The sequence below is a fragment of the Streptomyces sp. NPDC005899 genome (genome assembly GCF_040629645.1).
Lineage (GTDB): Bacteria > Actinomycetota > Actinomycetes > Streptomycetales > Streptomycetaceae > Streptomyces.
The window spans coordinates 1-16,924 of the sequence record NZ_JBEXWB010000012.1 but is presented as its reverse complement, the minus strand read 5'-3'; the positions used below and the strand labels follow the sequence as shown (position 1 = coordinate 16,924).

General features: G+C 68.3%; 13 protein-coding genes. 5 read left to right on the top strand and 8 right to left on the bottom strand.

Annotated elements, in window-relative coordinates; all coding sequences use genetic code 11:
* Positions 1–128 precede the first annotated feature (128 nt).
* The 4 genes from rsmG (at position 129) to ABZ371_RS03110 (ending at position 4,219) form a co-directional block, all read left to right on the top strand.
* Entirely contained in the window at positions 129–845 is a 717-nt protein-coding gene (gene rsmG, locus ABZ371_RS03125) for a 16S rRNA (guanine(527)-N(7))-methyltransferase RsmG (protein ID WP_358672845.1), read from the top strand.
* A 296-nt stretch (positions 846–1,141) separates the two neighbouring features.
* Positions 1,142–2,218 (top strand): ParA family protein, encoded by a 1,077-nt coding sequence (locus ABZ371_RS03120; RefSeq protein WP_358672844.1) that lies wholly within the window; start codon positions 1,142–1,144, stop codon positions 2,216–2,218.
* Positions 2,215–3,297: a ParB/RepB/Spo0J family partition protein gene (locus ABZ371_RS03115; RefSeq protein ID WP_358672843.1), complete on the top strand. Its 1,083-nt coding sequence runs from the start codon at positions 2,215–2,217 to the stop codon at positions 3,295–3,297. The genes ABZ371_RS03120 and ABZ371_RS03115 overlap by 4 nt, the downstream gene beginning before the upstream one ends.
* Before the next feature lie 304 nt (positions 3,298–3,601).
* The gene (locus tag ABZ371_RS03110; protein WP_358672842.1) at positions 3,602–4,219 is read left to right on the top strand and encodes a GNAT family N-acetyltransferase; all 618 of its coding nucleotides are present in this window, start codon (positions 3,602–3,604) and stop codon (positions 4,217–4,219) included.
* Between the two features lie 102 nt (positions 4,220–4,321).
* Here the strand turns inward: ABZ371_RS03110 and trxA are convergent, their stop codons facing one another.
* From trxA to ABZ371_RS03075, 7 genes are all read right to left on the bottom strand, one after another.
* A complete protein-coding gene (gene trxA / locus ABZ371_RS03105; protein WP_358672841.1) occupies positions 4,322–4,654 on the bottom strand; it encodes a thioredoxin in 333 nt (110 codons plus the stop codon).
* 40 nt (positions 4,655–4,694) lie between these two features.
* Positions 4,695–5,666 carry a thioredoxin-disulfide reductase gene (trxB, locus tag ABZ371_RS03100; RefSeq protein ID WP_358672840.1) on the bottom strand — a complete coding sequence of 324 codons (972 nt, stop codon included), beginning with the start codon at positions 5,664–5,666 and terminating at the stop codon, positions 4,695–4,697.
* A 125-nt stretch (positions 5,667–5,791) separates the two neighbouring features.
* Positions 5,792–6,709: a hypothetical protein gene (locus ABZ371_RS03095; protein WP_358672839.1), complete on the bottom strand. Its 918-nt coding sequence runs from the start codon at positions 6,707–6,709 to the stop codon at positions 5,792–5,794.
* Positions 6,706–7,407 (bottom strand): RNA polymerase sigma factor SigM, encoded by a 702-nt coding sequence (gene sigM / locus ABZ371_RS03090; RefSeq protein ID WP_358672838.1) that lies wholly within the window; start codon positions 7,405–7,407, stop codon positions 6,706–6,708. The genes ABZ371_RS03095 and sigM overlap by 4 nt, the downstream gene beginning before the upstream one ends.
* 26 nt (positions 7,408–7,433) lie before the next feature.
* Positions 7,434–9,131, bottom strand: coding sequence for a serine/threonine protein kinase (locus ABZ371_RS03085; RefSeq protein ID WP_358672837.1), 1,698 nt, complete (start codon positions 9,129–9,131; stop codon positions 7,434–7,436).
* 153 nt (positions 9,132–9,284) lie between these two features.
* Positions 9,285–11,444 carry a murein biosynthesis integral membrane protein MurJ gene (murJ, locus tag ABZ371_RS03080; RefSeq protein ID WP_358672836.1) on the bottom strand — a complete coding sequence of 720 codons (2,160 nt, stop codon included), beginning with the start codon at positions 11,442–11,444 and terminating at the stop codon, positions 9,285–9,287.
* Between the two features lie 49 nt (positions 11,445–11,493).
* Positions 11,494–13,785, bottom strand: a complete 2,292-nt coding sequence (locus ABZ371_RS03075; protein WP_358672871.1) for a DUF6049 family protein — start codon at positions 13,783–13,785, stop codon at positions 11,494–11,496.
* A 180-nt stretch (positions 13,786–13,965) separates the two neighbouring features.
* On the opposite strand from ABZ371_RS03075, the gene ABZ371_RS03070 reads away from it, so the two are divergent.
* Positions 13,966–15,408, top strand: a complete 1,443-nt coding sequence (locus ABZ371_RS03070) for a CCA tRNA nucleotidyltransferase (RefSeq protein WP_358672835.1) — start codon at positions 13,966–13,968, stop codon at positions 15,406–15,408.
* Between the two features lie 92 nt (positions 15,409–15,500).
* Here ABZ371_RS03070 and ABZ371_RS03065 read toward each other — a convergent pair whose 3' ends face one another.
* Complete coding sequence (locus ABZ371_RS03065) at positions 15,501–16,790, bottom strand: MFS transporter (protein ID WP_358672834.1); 1,290 nt, start codon at positions 16,788–16,790, stop codon at positions 15,501–15,503.
* Between the last annotated feature and the right edge of the window lie 134 nt (positions 16,791–16,924).

Below are 16,924 nucleotides of genomic sequence, written 5' to 3'. Positions count from 1 at the left end.
TACTGTCGGCCCCGTCTGCGCGCAGACGGGGCCGATCTTTGTCAGCCCTGAAAAGTCAGCCCTGATAGTCAGCCAGCCCTGTGGTAGTCACCCACGGTGCGCCAGCGCGGTACGGAAGGACGGTCCTCGTGACGGAGGCAGCAGAGCTCCCCCAGGCGCCCAAGGAGGCGCAAGCGGTATTCGGTGAGTTCTTTCCCATGGCTGTCAGGTATGCGGAACTGCTGGCGGACGCGGGGGTGAAGAGAGGGCTGATCGGGCCCCGTGAGGTGCCGCGCCTGTGGGAGCGCCACCTGCTGAACTGCGCTGTGCTGTCCGAGGTGGTCCCCCAGGGTGTCACGGTCTGCGACGTGGGCTCGGGCGCCGGCCTGCCTGGCATTCCGCTCGCGCTGGTGCGCCCCGATTTGAAGATCACTCTGCTCGAGCCGCTGTTGCGCCGTACGAACTTCCTCCAGGAGGTCGTGGAGCTGCTCGGCCTGGACCATGTGACCGTCGTCCGCGGCCGGGCCGAGGAGGTCCTCGGCAGCTTGCAGCCGGTGCACGTGGTGACAGCGCGCGCTGTCGCTCCGCTGGACCGTCTCGCGGGATGGGGAGTACCCCTGCTGCGCCCTTACGGCGAGATGCTGGCGCTCAAGGGGGGCACGGCCGAGGAGGAGATCCAGGGCGCTCGTGCGGCCCTGAGCAAGCTCGGCGTGGTGGAGGCGGAGGTGCTGCGCGTCGGCGAAGGACTCGTCGAGCCGGCCTCCACCGTGGTGCGCGTCGTGGTCGGGGAGAGCCCGGGTGGTGTGAGGTTTGCCGCCAAGCGGGCCAAGGCCGCGCGGGTGGGGCGGACCCGCCGACGTCGTTGATCTCCGAAGCCTGACGGGCGGAGCGCCTACTGCTCGCTTATCGACCATGTGCAACTGAGTGGGCTGAAGAGCCCTGTGGTGATATGCGGCCTTTGCGGAGTGTCGAAACCCTGGCGCCATCCTCCAGGGGCATCGTGTTTCACGTGAAACGTCGCTCTCTGCTCCAGGGAATTATTGGCCGTGGCCGTACGGCGACCTCGCCGCGGGACCGAAGGCCCGTACGGGCTATCGAGTTGTCCACAGATGTGGATTCATCCACAGAAGAGTCGGCCTCGCTGGTTCACGAACCCGAAAGCATGGCAGGCTCTGTTCATTGCGAGCCTGAAGTCGAGGAGAGTGAATCCTTGCGGTCCGACGCCGACACCGCAGGGCCGATGACCGACCCGGTCCCCGGTCCCCGTACCGAGTCCTTGGGGGACGGTGTTTCACGTGAAACACCGCCCCCGATGGACGACACACCCATCGGTCGTGCGGCCCAGCTGGCGGTTGAGGCCCTCGGCCGCGCCGGTGAGGGCCTACCCCGACCTGAGCAGACCCGTGTGATGGTGGTCGCCAACCAGAAGGGCGGAGTGGGAAAGACGACCTCCACGGTCAATCTCGCCGCTTCGCTCGCGCTCCACGGCGCACGTGTCCTGGTGGTGGACCTGGATCCGCAGGGGAATGCCTCCACGGCTCTGGGCATCGATCACCATGCGGACGTCCCCTCCATCTACGACGTCCTGGTCGAAAGCATGCCGCTCTCCGAGGTGGTCCAGCCTGTTCCCGACGTCGAAGGTCTCTTCTGCGCTCCGGCCACCATCGACCTCGCCGGTGCGGAGATCGAGCTGGTGTCGCTGGTGGCACGGGAAAGCCGACTCCAGAGAGCCATCCAGGCGTATGAGCAGCCTCTGGACTACATCCTCATCGACTGCCCGCCGTCGCTGGGCCTGCTCACAGTGAACGCCCTGGTTGCGGGAGCGGAGGTCCTCATCCCGATCCAGTGCGAGTACTACGCGCTGGAAGGTCTCGGGCAGCTGCTGCGCAACGTCGATCTCGTGCGAGGGCACCTGAACCCGGACCTGCACGTCTCGACAATTCTCCTCACCATGTACGACGGGAGGACCAGGCTCGCCTCGCAGGTGGCGGAGGAGGTACGCAGCCACTTCGGTAAGGAGGTCCTACGGACGAGTATTCCGCGGTCGGTGCGCATCTCCGAGGCCCCGAGCTACGGGCAGACCGTCCTGACGTACGATCCGGGATCCAGCGGATCCCTGTCCTATCTCGAGGCGGCCCGGGAGATCGCCCTGCGGGGCGTGGGGATCCACCCTGAGGCCCACCACGCCCGCACGGGCGTGCACAACAGTCAGCAGAGCAACGCGGAGGGCATGCAGTGAGTGAGCGTCGTAGAGGGCTGGGGCGTGGACTCGGTGCGCTGATTCCCGCGGCTCCGCAGGAGAAGCAGGTAACGGCATCCCCGTCTGCCTCTGGGGCTTCGGCCCTCATGACCGCCGACCGTGGGGTGGCCGCGGCGAAGGTGACCGGGCTGCCGTCCGGTCCTCTGGTACCGGAGCCGAGCTCACCACCCGGCGAGGGCGTCGCTGGACCGACCGACTCAGCCGGCGCGTACTTCGCCGAGCTTCCGCTCGGCTCGATCACGCCCAACCCCAGGCAGCCTCGTGAGGTGTTCGACGAGGACGCGCTGGCCGAGTTGGTGACCTCCATCAAGGAGGTCGGGCTTCTGCAGCCGGTCGTCGTACGCAAGGTGGCCGACGACCGCTACGAGCTCATCATGGGTGAGCGCCGTTGGAGGGCCTGCGGCGAGGCGGGCCTGGAACGCATTCCGGCTATTGTGCGGGCGACCGACGACGAGAAGCTCCTTCTCGACGCGCTTCTGGAGAACCTGCACCGGGCCCAGCTGAATCCCTTGGAGGAAGCGGCGGCGTACGACCAGCTGCTGAAGGACTTCAAGTGCACGCACGACCAGTTGGCGGACCGGATCGGCCGCTCCCGGCCTCAGGTCTCCAACACGTTGCGTCTGCTGCGTCTCTCCCCGCCGGTGCAGCGGAGGGTCGCTGCCGGTGTTCTTTCGGCGGGTCACGCACGGGCGCTCCTGTCCGTCGATGATTCCGCGGAGCAGGACCGGCTGGCTCACCGCATCGTGGCAGAAGGTCTTTCGGTGCGTGCGGTGGAGGAGATCGTGAACCTGCTGGGCTCCGAACCCGCGAGTTCGGCCAAGCCCAAGGGGCCCCGGGCAGGTGGGCGCGTTTCCCCGGCTCTCACCGATCTGGCGTCCCGGCTCTCGGATCGCTTCGAGACGAGGGTGAAGGTCGATCTCGGACAGAAGAAGGGCAAGATCGTCGTCGAGTTCGCTTCGATGGAGGATCTGGAGCGCATTCTCGGCAGCCTCGCCCCTGGCGAAGGGCGCGTGCTGGAGCGGAGCCTCTCGGAAGAGCCGACCGAAGGCGATAGCTGACCCCGGTGTATGTCCCGGCGGGCCCTGTTCCGAAATCTTTCCGGAACAGGGCCCGCCCTTTGCACTTCCTCGGTATCGACATCATGTCTGGGTGGATACGATGCGTTCTGGTATGGCGTATCCACCAACGTGATGCACCTCAGAGGGAGGCGGGGGCCGTGCGATCAGTGAATCGCAGCCACCTGGTGACGGTCGGGTTGGGGCTCGGTGCCGTCGGGGGGTTCGTCGGCAGTCTGTTCCGGGAACGGAGTGCGCTGGCAGCCGCACGCAATGCGGCGGGCGAAGGAAGTGAGGAACCGCCTTCATGGGGCGTCGGCTCGTACCGCTCACACTGGACAACCTTTCGGATCTCCCCCAGCGTTGCCGCTCGTGCGTCTTCTGGGAACTTGATCCGGTCAGCGGGGAAGCCGCGGTAAAGGCGGGCAGACCCGAAGTGGAGAAGGAAGCCTGGATCTCTGCTGTGCTGCTGGAGTGGGGATCCTGCGGGCGCGTCGTTTATGTGGACGACGTCCCGGCCGGGTACGTCCTCTTCGCACCGCCGGCTTATGTGCCACGTTCCACGGCATTCCCCACCAGCCCCGTCTCCGCTGACGCCGTCCAATTGATCACCGCACTGATCTCGCCAGGATTTCAGGGACAGGGACTCGGTCGGGTGATGGTGCAGACGGTCGCCAAGGACTTGTTGCGACGCGGATTCAGGGCGATCGAGGCATTCGGCGACGCTCGGTGGAAAGAGCCTGCCTGTGTGCTCCCTGCCGACCACCTGCTGGCGGTGGGCTTCAAAACGGTACGCCCGCATCCGGCGTATCCCCGGCTGCGGCTGGAGCTGCGTACGACGCTTTCCTGGAAAGAAGATGTCGAGCTGGCATTGGACAGGCTGCTGGGGGCGGTGCAGAAGGAGCCGGCTCTGCGGCCTCTCTGACCGCGAGGCGAGTCGACACAGCCCGTGGGCCACGCAGAAACGGGCCCACCCGCGGAGGGTGGGCCCGTTTCACCGTTTCACGTGAAACAGTGCGACGCAGTCCTACTCGCCGATGAAGGCCTCGAGGTCGCGGAGAATGGCGGCCTTCGGCTTGGCGCCGACGATGGTCTTGGCGACCTCGCCACCCTGGTACACGTTGAGCGTCGGGATGGACATGACGCCGTACTTCGCCGCGATGGCCGGGTTCTCGTCGATGTTGAGCTTGACGATCTCGATCTTGTCGCCGTGCTCAGCCGCGATCGCTTCGAGCGAGGGGGCGATCTGTCGGCACGGGCCGCACCAGGCCGCCCAGAAGTCCACGAGCACGGGCTTCTGGTTCTTCAGGACGTCCTCATCGAAGGAGTCGTCGGTCACGTTCTTCAGGGCGCCGGCCACGGCGGCCTCCTTAATTACGGGGGTGTGAGAGGAAGGGAAGTCAGACTGCCGGAGTCTTCTCCGGCTCGGCGAGCTTGTCGTCGGAAAGCGCGGCCAGGAAGCGTTCGGCGTCGAGGGCAGCGGAACAACCGGTGCCGGCAGCGGTGATCGCCTGCCGGTAGGTGTGGTCGACGACGTCGCCGGCGCCGAAGACGCCCGTCAGGTTGGTGCGAGTCGAAGGTGCGTCGACCTTGAGGTAACCCTCGTCGTCGAGATCCAGCTGCCCCTTGAACAGCTCGGTACGAGGGTCGTGCCCGACCGCGATGAAGAGACCGGTCACCGGCAGCTCCGACGTCTCACCCGTCTTGGTGTTGCGCAGCGTCAGACCGGCGAGCTTCTGATCGCCGTGTACGACCGCGACCTCGCTGTCCCATGCGAACTTGATCTTCGGGTCGGCGAAGGCACGCTCCTGCATGGCCTTGGAGGCGCGCAGGGAATCACGGCGATGGACGATCGTGACCGACTTGGCGAAGCGCGACAGGAAGGTCGCCTCCTCCATGGCGGTGTCGCCACCCCCGACGACGGCGATGTCCTGGTCCTTGAAGAAGAAGCCGTCACACGTGGCGCACCAGGAGACACCTCGGCCGGAGAGCGCGTCCTCGTTCGGCAACCCGAGCTTGCGGTGCTGGGATCCCGTGGTGACGATGACGGCCTTCGCGCGGTGCACCGTGCCGGCTGTGTCGGTGACGGTCTTGATCTCACCCGTCAGGTCGACGGAGACCACGTCGTCAGGGATGAGGTCGGCTCCGAAGCGCTCGGCCTGGGCGCGCATGTTGTCCATGAGCTCGGGCCCCATGATTCCGTCCTGGAAGCCCGGGAAGTTCTCCACGTCGGTGGTGTTCATCAGTGCACCGCCTGCCGTCACGGCGCCCTCGAAGACCAGCGGCTTCAGCGACGCGCGAGCGGTGTACAGGGCGGCGGTGTAACCCGCCGGCCCGGAGCCGATGATGATCACATTGCGGACGTCGCTCACGGGTTATTCCTCGTCTCTGCAGACTGCCTACTGCCTACTGGGGTCGGTTCCACGACTCTCACCCCACCCAACGGATCCTACGGGGCGCACATTCCCGAAGTACCGGATCGGGTTCGGGGCGCTCTTCAGGGACGCGCGTACGAGTGCGTGAGCAGCAGACGCCCCTTGGCCGCGGAGGCGGAGTCCACGCAGGCGGCGTCGATGACATAGGCCTGGACGCGGCTGGGGTCGGTCGTGTGAGGCAGCACGACCAGGTAAGCCGCCTCGCCCTCGTAGCTGCCCTCTTCCATGGCCAGGGCCGGGGTGTCGCGACCGGTTCCCTGCTGAACACAAGCGGGCACGGCCACCACAGGGGCGCGCAGCGGCAGGGGGTACGGCGACGACTCGGGGACCAGCCCCTGTGGTGCCGATTTCGTGTTCAGTGGCTCCGCAGACTTGGTGGCGCTTTGGTCGGTGGAGTTCAGCAGGATGTGAACCCGGCCTTCGAGCGCTGCCTTCGCGAAGTCGGGCCGTCCGTCCGTTCTGGCACTGACGCCTTGGTCGGCCTTCACGTCGGATGCTTCCTGTGATGGCTGGGTCGACTGGAGCATGATGACGCTGATACCGAAGGCAGCGGCCCCGAGAACGGTGCCGAGAATGACTGCGGGACGGGGGCGGCGGAGCGGACGCCGGCCGGGGCCGGTGGCACCGCGGGGACGCCCGGAGGGTCGCCCGGTATTCGTGCCGTCCCCCTGCTCAGATGTTTCACGTGAAACATGGTCTACCACCACCCGTGATGCCGCCGGGGAGCTGACGAGCGCCTCGGCAGCCAGAGCGGCATCGACGCGCTCGACGATGTCGTCAGGCATGCGCTCCTGAGGAGGAAGGCTGCCGAGCAACGAGCGAATCTCTCGCAGGGAGGCGTGGACGTCACCACAGGGCGCGCAAGCGTCGATGTGGCGCCGCAAGGCCGCCGCACGGGACGGGGAGGCGAGTCCCTCGGTGAGATCGGAGATCTCCGAGACATCCGGGTGCTGCTGAGCCGTATCGGCCGTGGACGTCATGCGAGCCCACCTCCACCCTTCACCGCGGCGGGATCGCTTGTGCCCGCGTCCCGTGGTCCTGACGCAGGTGGGACGGATGCCCCGTGCGTCCGGTTCCTTCCCATGATGCTGGTCTCGTGGTCGCCGTTGCCGCGTAGATGGGTGAGCAAGGGCAGCAGCCTGGCCCTTCCCCGCGCACAGCGGCTCTTCACCGTTCCGATGGGTACGTCGAGGAGGCGGGCGGCCTCGGCGACGGGGTACGCCTGCATGTCCACAAGGACGAGTGCGGCTCGCTGCTCCGCGGGCAGCGTGGCCAGCGCGGCCAGGAGTTCGCGATGCAGGTCCTGCCGCTCGGCGGGAGCCTCGGCGGATTCGTGCGGTTCCATGAGCTGGTCGAGCCGCTCGGCGTCATCCACCGGCGAGGTCCTGCGTGAGGCGGCCTTACGCGCCCGGTCAAGGCAGGCATTGACCGTGATGCGGTGCAGCCAGGTGGTGACGGCCGATTGGCCACGGAAGGTGTGCGCGGCCCGGAAGGCGGAGACGAGCGCGTCCTGAACGGCGTCGGCGGCCTCCTCGCGATCGCCGAGGGTACGGATGGCGACGGCCCAGAGCCGGTCCCTGTGCCGCCGCACGAGCTCGCCGAACGCGTCAGGGACACCAGCGACATGCCGGGCCAGGAGATCCTGATCGCTGATGTCGGCGAATCCGTCGTCGTCCAACCGTGGGCCCCCTCCCCCTTGGTCCGTCAACTGGTGATCTTGATATCCGAGACCTTGCCCCGGTACCTACCGTCGTCGCTGCTGAGCGGCAGCTCGGTCAGCCAGACCAGAACGTACCGTGCGCGCACCGGCTTGTCGGGCTTGAGAGACACCTTCGTTCCGGATCCCTGTGCCACGGTGCTGAAGCTGCGGGGCGCCTGCGGAACGGACGAGGCCTCGGAAGTCCTCAGTTCGGCGGATGTGCTGCCCCCGAGGAAGGACACCTCGACGTTGCCCACCTGTTTGACCTCGCCCAGGTCGAGGACGATGCCCACCCCTTCCTTGAGGTTGCCGAAGGCCGCTGAGAAGTATCCGTCGGTGTTCCAGTACGTGCTGGGGTCGCCGTCGTAGGCGTTGCTTATCGACGCGGGCTTCTCCGAGCCGTCGCTGCCCTGCGGGTCGTAGTCCCGCGCGTCGACGATGCTGACGGGTTTGCTGGGCTCGGCCGCCTTCTTGTCCTCGCCGTCGTCGGTGGTCTGTGTGGGGGCGGGCTCGCCGGAATCATTCCTCCGGTCGAGGACGGTCTCCGCGAGCTGCCAGCTGCCGAGTCCCAGGGCGGCGATGAGCAGTGCGGAGACCACCCACTTGAGCGCCTTGCCCGTCCGGCTCTGGAGAGGAGGCGGTGGCGCGACGACGGGCTGGGTCGTGGACGACGTCTGGATCGGCTGACGCCCGTAGGTGCCCTGCTGGTAGGTCGTCCGCTGGTATTCGGGCGGTGCGGTGAAGGTGGGCTCCGGAGGGAGGACGCGGGGCATGGCGGCCACCGCCCTGGCCAGCTCGTCCGGCGTGGTGCAGGGCTGCTCCTGCCGCGACGCGGTGGCACCGTCGTTGGCGAGAGCCCGCATGGCGAGCTCGGACAGGCCCCTGTGCACGCCGGCCCGCACCTGGTCCGGGGGGATGAGCCCCAGGTCCTTGGGAAGCCCGGACAGGCCGTAGGCATCATCCTCGTACGGCCAGCGCCGAGTCAGGGCGGCGTACAGGAGCGCGCCGATGGCCTCGGTGTCCGTCCGCAGCGGTTGCTCCGCGGTGATGCCGCGCAGGGCGGCGTTCACGGCGAGGCCACGGATTCGGTACTGGCCCGTCGAGCTGCGCAGCACGGCACCGGGGGTGAGCCGCAGGTGTGCGAGGCCTTCCCGGTGCGCGGCGGCCATGGCCTGGGAGACCTGGCTCACCAGCTGGTACGCGTCGTGGGCTTCCAGAGGCCCGGCCGCGAGCAGGGCGGTGAGCTCCGTGGCATCCGGAAGCCACTCGTGCACGACGTAGACGAGGTCGTTCTCCTCCACGGCGTCCAGGACCTGGACGAAACGCGGGTCCCCCAGCAGCGCCGAGGACCGGGCGGCAGCCAGCACCGACCGGGCGCGCGGATGGTCGGCGGGAAGCAGGTGCACACCCACCGCCCGGCGCAGCTTCTCGTCGACGGCACGCCAGCTGCTGAACCCGTCCAGACGGGTGACGCACTCCTCGAGGCGGTAGCGCTCGGCCAGTTTGTGACCACTGTGCAGATCAGGCGTCACCGACGGGGACTCCTGATCTGCGTGACCGCCGCCCGGGCGTTCGTGACGCGCGGCCTTCGGGTCCCCGGCTTCCGCCGTCCCGTCGGCCGCGGCCTCGTCCGCCTCGGCGGTCGGCGGCTCGTCGCCGCCGTTGTCGGCCACATCCACAGCAGCCGTGCTACGTTCCGCCACCGTCGTTCCTGCCTCCCCATCCGTTGCGCGATGCCAGCCGGCCCTGCACAGTCACGCCAATTGTGCCCACACTCCGGCGCTATGCACGACACGCGGTGCCCAGCGATGGTTGTGCGGGCCGGTGCGCCTTCACGACCTCCCCACGTGAGGGCGTCAGCGTCCGAGCCGCCCCCGGACCATGCCGACCATGCTGTTGAGCTCTTCGATCCGCATCTTCCGGGCAGCGACGAAGAAGACGCCCAGGAGGACCACACTGCCGCAGACGAGGGAGACGACCGACCCGCCGGCCCCCTCGCCGAGCGCCTTCAGAAGGGCGAATCCCACGCCGCCGCCCACGGCTGCCGCGGGGATGGCGGCCAGGCAGAGGCGGGCGTAGGTGCGCACCACCCGGGAGCCGTCGAGGTCTCCTCCGAGCCTGTTGCGCAGGCGTCGCCAGGCGATGCCCACCCCGACCGCGTAGGCCAGCCCGTAGGACCCGGCCATGCCGACGACCGCCCATTGCGCCGGGAGTACCACGTAGCAGAGGGCGGACGCCGCGGCGTTGACGGCAGCCACGATGACCGTGTTGTAGAAGGGGGTGCGGGTGTCCTCGTACGCGTAGAAGCCCCGCAGCACGACGTACTGCACGGAGTACGGGATCAGCCCCAGGCCGAACGCCATCAGGATGAAGCCCATCGACCGGGCGGCTTCCGTGCCGCTGGACGCGTAGAGCAGCGTGCACATCGGCAGGCCGAGTGCCAGGAAGGTGAAGGCCACGGGCACGATCGCCACCGCGGAGTTCCGCAGTCCCTGCGAGATGTCGTCGCGAACGGCACCGGGGTCGTTGTCGTGGGCCGCGCGCGAGATGCGCGGCAGCAGCGCGGCCATGACCGAGACGGTGATGATCGCCTGGGGCATGCCCCAGATCAGCTGGGCGTTGGAGTAGGCGAGGAAACCGGTGCCGTCCTTGCCGGAGAGCTTGCCGGCCGAGGTCGCGAGCTGGGTGACGACGATGACGCCCGCCTGGTTGGCCAGGACGAAGAGCACGGTCCACTTGGCGAGCCTTATGGTCTTGCCGAGGCCGTGGCCCTTCCAGTCGAAGCGGGGACGGAATCGGAAGCCGGCCTCGCGGAGGTACGGGATCATGGCCAGGGCCTGGACGACCAGGCCGAGGAGCGTGCCGACGCCGAGCAGCCGGACGCCGTCCGGCGGGATGGTCTCGACCCCCATCCTGGATTCGGCGGACGTGCCGTAGACCCAGATGAACAGGCCGAACGTGAAGATCATGACGATGTTGTTGAGGACGGGCGTCCACATCATCGCGCCGAACTTCCCGCGGGCGTTGAGGATCTGCCCCATGACCACGTGGACGCCCATGAAGAAGATGGTGGGCAGGCAGTAGCGGGCGAACGTGACGGCGACGCTGTTGGCTGCCGCGTCGTTGGCGATCGTCGGCGACATCATGTGGATGAGCCACGGCGCTGCCAGGACGGCGAGAGCGACGATCGCTCCCAGCGCGACCATCACCAGGGTCAGGAGACGGTTGGCGTAGGCCTCACCGCCGTCCTCGTCGTCCTTCATGGAGCGGACCAGCTGAGGTACGAAGACCGAGTTCAGGCCGCCGCCGACGGTGAGGATGTAGATCATCGTCGGCAGTGTGTAGGCGATCGTGAAGCTGTCGCCGAGCAGCGCCGCACCGAGAGCGGCGGTGATCACCAGACTCCGGACGAAACCGGTGAGCCGCGAGACCAGGGTTCCGGCGGCCATCAGCGCGCTCGACTTCAGTATCCCGGCCGCGCGACCGCCGGACTTCGGCGGAACAGGCGCCGGAGCCGCCTCGGGCTCCGACGGGGGGCCGGGAGGCAGTCCCGACCCTTCCTGGTCACGGAAGAGGTGGGCGAAGGCGTCCGGTTCCCCGCGGTCGTCGGCAGCCTGGCTGACCAGGTCGTCCACCCCGACGTACTGGGTGGTCGCGGGGTTGTCACCGTAGGGAAGGTGCCGGGAGGGGCCTGCGGGCTCCGGTGCCGGCGTCTGTGCCCAGATACGGGGGTCGGGGGCGTACTGGGCCGCGGGAGGTTGCTGGTAGAGCGGGCGCGGTTCCTGGTAGGTGCCCGGGGGCGGGGGCGGGTGGGAAGCGCGGTCGTAGAGGGCCTCGGCCACCGGGTCCTGCGCGGCCAGGTCCTGAGCCCTGTACGGGTCGTGTTCGTAGGCGTCCTGGAGGTAGGGGTCGGCGCCGCCGCCCTCCTGCCCGGAACCGGGTGGCGTCGGCGGACCTCCGGAAGACCCTGCTCCGCCCGCGCCCTGGCCGCGGTCACCGTCGTACGGCGCGTTCATCGAAACCCCACCTCATCGTCCCCGGCCGACCGGCCCCGGCACACATCGCTCAACGGTCCACTTTCTCACCCGGGCCCGACGGGTCCCCGCTTTCCGGACCGGTGTCCGGTGCCGGGTCACTCGGCTGCTCGGATTCACCACCGTCACCCTCGACGGTGCCGCCCGCGGCGGTGCGCTTGCGGTGGGTGTACATCCTGATGCCCGCGAGGACCAGCAGCAGCAGCCCGCCGGCGATCACCAGAAGCACCGTCGGTGTGACTTCGGAGACCTTCACGGCGAAGGTCATCGCCTCCCCGTACGGCGTGCCGTCCTCGGTGTAGAGGCGGGCGGTGACCTGGGCCTGGCCGTTGGCATTGGCTGCGGCGTCGAACTTCACCGACTGGCTGTGCCCGCCGGCGATCCGGACCGGCTGTTCGGCGACCGCTGCGCCGCCGTCGAGCTTGAGCCGTGTGGCGTTGCCCGACGTCAGACGGAGCTTGAGGTGGTCGACGCCCTGCACGAGTTTGTTCTGCACGGTCACCGGGATCGTCGCACTGCGTCCGGACAGCGTGACGTCGGACTTCGTGATCAGCTGCACCTCGTTGGTGAGGTTTTGCAGGTAGGTGCGGACCGAGTCGCGGTACCGCTGTGCTTCCAGGGCCCTGCCGCGCCACGACGTGGACATCGACCGGTTGACCGCGTTGCCGAACGGCGTGACCACGCGGTCGGGCTGGGTGAGGATGACCTGGAAGCTGGTGAGCGCTTCCTGCGTCGTCCAGATGTCCTGGAAAGCCTGGGTGGGCAGCTCCTGGCTGCGGAGCTTCTTCGGATACCGGGAGGCTCTCGGCACCTTGGTCGTGGCCTTCGCGTCGGGCTTCGTCGCGGCTGCGGCCACCAGGTCGAGAGGGCGCGTCCAGTGTTCCTCGGACAGCGCCTGCAGGGCGCGTGCCATGGACTGGGCCTGGGCGGCCGTGGGAGTCCGCTGCGGAGCGACGACGATGCTCCGCTCGCGGGCGGGGGCCTGTTCGGTCAGGGCCAGTGTGTGGGCGAGGAACTTCTGGACGGCCAGGGTCGAGTCGCCGGCTCGGGACAGGTCGCCCTCGAACAAGGTGGAGAGCCGGTAGTCGGAGACGACGGCGGTGGTGCCCCCACCGATCGGCCGGGCAGCCGTCGGTGTGTAGGACAGGCCCCCGGTCTCGTCGAGACTGTCGCTGCGGGCGATCACCTTGTGGGCGCCCGCCGACGTGGCCACGTCGACGACGGAGGGATCGATGGCACCGTTCACAGGCCAGGCGAAGTCGGTGGAGGGTGTCACGTGGAGGATCGTCTCCACCGTCAGTGCCGCCGCCTCCGTGGCCGTCTGCAGATGGCTGAGCGTTCCCCTCACGTTCTTTCCGCGGTGGGCGATCGAGGCGAGATCGGGATCGGCGAACGGCAGGGCCACCACCTTCCCGTCCTTGACCGAGGCTTCGAGCGTGGCGAGCCACTGCTTGGCGAGGGCCTGATTCGTCCCCGCGACCGTGGTGTCACCGACCCTCACGCGGTAGTTCCTCGTCATGGCGTCGACCGCTGCGAGCAGGTCCGGGTCGATCACCCAGGTCACGGGCAGCTGGCGGCCCAGCGAGACCATCTGCTCCAGCCGTCCCCCGGGGGCGAGCTCCTGGGCGAGGTCGTCGTCGGCGAACACGGGGGTCTGCTGTTCGTCGGAGCCCGTTTCGGCCGTCACGTGTGCCGAGGCGATCAACGGCCACAGGTAGGTCAGCGCGGTCTTGTTCTCGGTGTCCTCCGGCTGCCAGGGGAGGAAGGTCCGCCGGATGCCGAGCACCTGGTAGCCGCTGTCGGCGGTCCGGCCCGTGAGAGAGACGCCGAGCTGATAGACCCCTTCCTCGTCCAGACCGAGTTTGTCCACCGGGACGGCGAGTGTGAAGTCCTGGCTCACACCGGAAGCGAGCTTCGCGACATTGAGCGTGTACGCGCCACCGAGCTTCGCCGGGTCGCTGCCGGGCTGGTAACCGGTTCGCCGGGCGGCCTCGTCGATGGCGGACCTGCCGGACAACCGCGGTCCGACGCGCAGGTCCACCTCGGCGTCGGTGACCGTCTTCTTGCCCTTGTTGGTCAGAGTGCCGGACACGGTGAGCGTGTCCCCCTCGACCGGCGCGCTCGGAGCGAGGGTGTCCAGGGCCACATCGACGGTGCGGGAACCTGTGGGTGCCTTTGCCGTGCCGTGGGCCTGCGCAGGCACCGCCGGGCCGGCCAGAAGACCCGCGGCGAGCGGTACTCCGACGATCAAGGAGGCTGTACGCCGGAGCCACCGGCGGGCAGGGGAGCGATTCATCCCCTGAAGGTCTGCCGCCTCGGCCACGCGTATCCGTCCCTCGTCGTCGTCCACCGGTATCGGTCCTGCCGCTCTCTGCGTCCCCGCATGGTAACGATGCGCCCGGGGGCTCGGTGCCCGGGACCATGTCACATGATCGGGAGAGTCTCGCAGGGCCGGAGGAAACGATGACGCCCGGGCCGGTCGGTGCACGTACCCTTTTCTGTTGTGCCGAATGCCAACGAAGACAACCCCAGCGCACTGAGTCAGGTGCAGCACCGCGCAGTGAGTGAACTGCTGCGGGTGTCCCCGGTCGCCGACGACCTTGCCCACCGGTTCGAGCAGGCCGGGTTCGGCCTCGCCCTGGTCGGCGGGTCGGTCCGCGACGCGTTGCTCGGAAGGCTCGGGAACGACCTCGACTTCACCACGGACGCACGTCCGGAAGACGTGCTGAAGATCGTCCGGCCCTGGGCCGACTCGGTCTGGGAGGTCGGCATCGCGTTCGGCACCGTCGGGTCGCAGAAGGACGGGTACCAGATCGAGGTCACGACCTACCGGTCGGAGGCGTATGACAGGACCTCGCGCAAACCGGAGGTCTCCTACGGCGACTCGATCGAGGATGACCTCGTCCGGCGGGACTTCACCGTCAACGCCATGGCCGTCGCACTGCCCCGGAAGGAGTTCATCGATCCGCACGGCGGGCTGCAGGACCTGGCGGAGCGTGTGCTGCGCACCCCGGGAACCCCTGAGGAGTCGTTGTCGGACGATCCGCTGCGGATGCTGCGTGCTGCCCGCTTCGCCGCGCAACTCGACTTCGAGGTGGCGCCCGACGTGGTCACGGCGATGACGGACATGGCCGGCCGGATCGAGATCGTGTCGGCCGAACGGGTTCGGGAGGAGCTGAACAAGCTTCTTCTCTCTGCGCACCCCCGCAAGGGGCTCGGACTTCTGGTCGACACCGGCCTTGCTGACCAGGTGCTGCCCGAGCTGCCCGCGCTGCGCCTTGAGAGTGACGAGCATCACCGTCACAAGGACGTCTACGAGCACTCACTGACGGTCCTGGATCAGGCGATCGACCTCGAGGAGAGCGGCCCCGACCTCGTGCTGCGTCTTGCCGCCCTGCTCCATGACATCGGGAAGCCGAGGACCCGTCGTTTCGAGAAGGACGGCCGCGTCTCGTTCCACCACCACGAGGTGGTCGGCGCCAAGATGGCCAGGAAGCGGATGGCCGAGCTCAAGTACTCCAACGACATGGTCAAGGACGTGTCGAAGCTGGTGGAGCTCCACCTGCGCTTCCACGGTTACGGCGACGGGGAGTGGACCGACTCCGCGGTGCGCAGATACGTCCGGGATGCGGGCCCTTTGCTGGAGCGGCTCCACAAGCTGACGCGCTCGGACTGCACGACACGGAACAAGCGCAAGGCGAACGCGCTGTCCCGAACGTACGACAACCTTGAGCAGCGCATCGCGCAGTTGCAGGAGCAGGAGGAGCTGGAGTCGATCCGCCCGGACCTCGACGGCAACGAGATCATGGAGATTCTGGGCGTCGGACCCGGACCCGTGATCGGCAAGGCGTACGCGTTCCTGCTGGAGCTGCGGCTGGAACACGGGCCCTTGGAGCGCGAAGCGGCAGTCGCCGCCCTCAAGGATTGGTGGACGGCGCAGCAGTGAAGCTCTGCCGGGCTCATGTTTCACGTGAAACATGCACGTGCGGCTCCGAGAGGGCGGTATGAGGGCCGTTGTTTCACGTGAAACAACGGCCCTCACGCCTGACGGCGAGTGGGCCGTACCGACTCGCCGTCGCGCCTCCAGCGGTACATGGCCACTGCGACCGAGGCGTACAGGACGGCCACCGTGAGTACCACCACGACAGATCTGCCGTCTGCGGGGAGAGCGAGAGCGGCCATGGCGGCGGCAGCGACGAACGCGAGGTTGAACAGCACGTCGTAGAGCGAGAAGACCCTGCCGCGAAACGAGTCGTCCACCGAGGTCTGCACCTCGGTGTCGGTGGCGATCTTCGAGCCCTGGGTCACCAGCCCGAGAAGGAAGGCCGCCGCGAGCATGGGGGCGGGGGCGAACGTCAGCCCCAGGGCGGGTTCGAGGACGGTGGCCGAGCCTGCGCACACCGCCAGCCAGCCGTAGCGGCCGAAGCGTCCCACTGCCCATGGAGTGATGACCGCCGCCGTGAAGAACCCTGCGGCGGACGCACCCAGGGCCAGGCCGAGCAGGGCGAGACCTTCGGACTCGTCGTCGGACCACGCGTAGCGGCAGAGCATCAGCAGCATGACGGTGAGCGCGCCGTAGCAGAAGCGGATCACCGCCATGGCGGCGAGAGCGCGTGCGGCGTCCCTCCGTTCCGCCAGATGGCGCAAGCCGGCGACGAGCCCACGAGCAGTGATGGCCAGTGCCTTCCGAAGGCGGACGTGATGCTGGGTGCGGTCCGGACCGAGGAGCTCGCGGGCCAGCGTCAGGGAGGCCAAGGCGGACAGCAGGTAGAGAACCGCGCCCAGGAGGACCACCGCCGCGTCGGATCCGTCCGTGAGAGCCCTCATGGCCAGCGCGAGGCCCCCGCCCGCGGTGGCTGCCAGAGTGCCGGCCGTCGGTGAGAGGGAGTTGGCCACGACGAGCCGGTCGGTGTCCACGACCCGGGGGAGGGCCGCCGAAAGTCCGGCGAGGACGAAGCGGTTGACCGCGGTGACGGTGAGGGCCGAGACGTAGAACAGCCAGTCAGGCACGGACCACAGGAGCAGGAGTGCCGTACACGAGGCCAGGCCCGCCCGTAGGAGGTTTCCGTAGAGGAAGACCTGGCGGCGGGGCCAGCGGTCCAGCAGGACTCCGGCGAAGGGGCCGATCAGGGAGTACGGGAGGAGCAGCACCGCCATGGCGGAGGCGATGGCTCCAGGGGTCGTCTGCTTCTCCGGCGAGAAGATGACGTACGTGGCGAGCGCGACCTGGTAGACGCCGTCCGCCGACTGCGAGAGAAGCCGCACGGCGAGCAGACGACGGAAGTTCCGGAGGCGCAGGAGTACGCCCAGATCACGCACGACAGGCATGTGGGCAAGGGTCACACACGCAGAGGGCCCCCGGGCGGATGGCGGTTTCTAGGAGTCGTCGCAACACGTGGTCGTGTTGATCAGGCCGCGAGCAGTTTATGCAGTCGCTCGGCTGGGGTTTCCCAGCCGAGCGT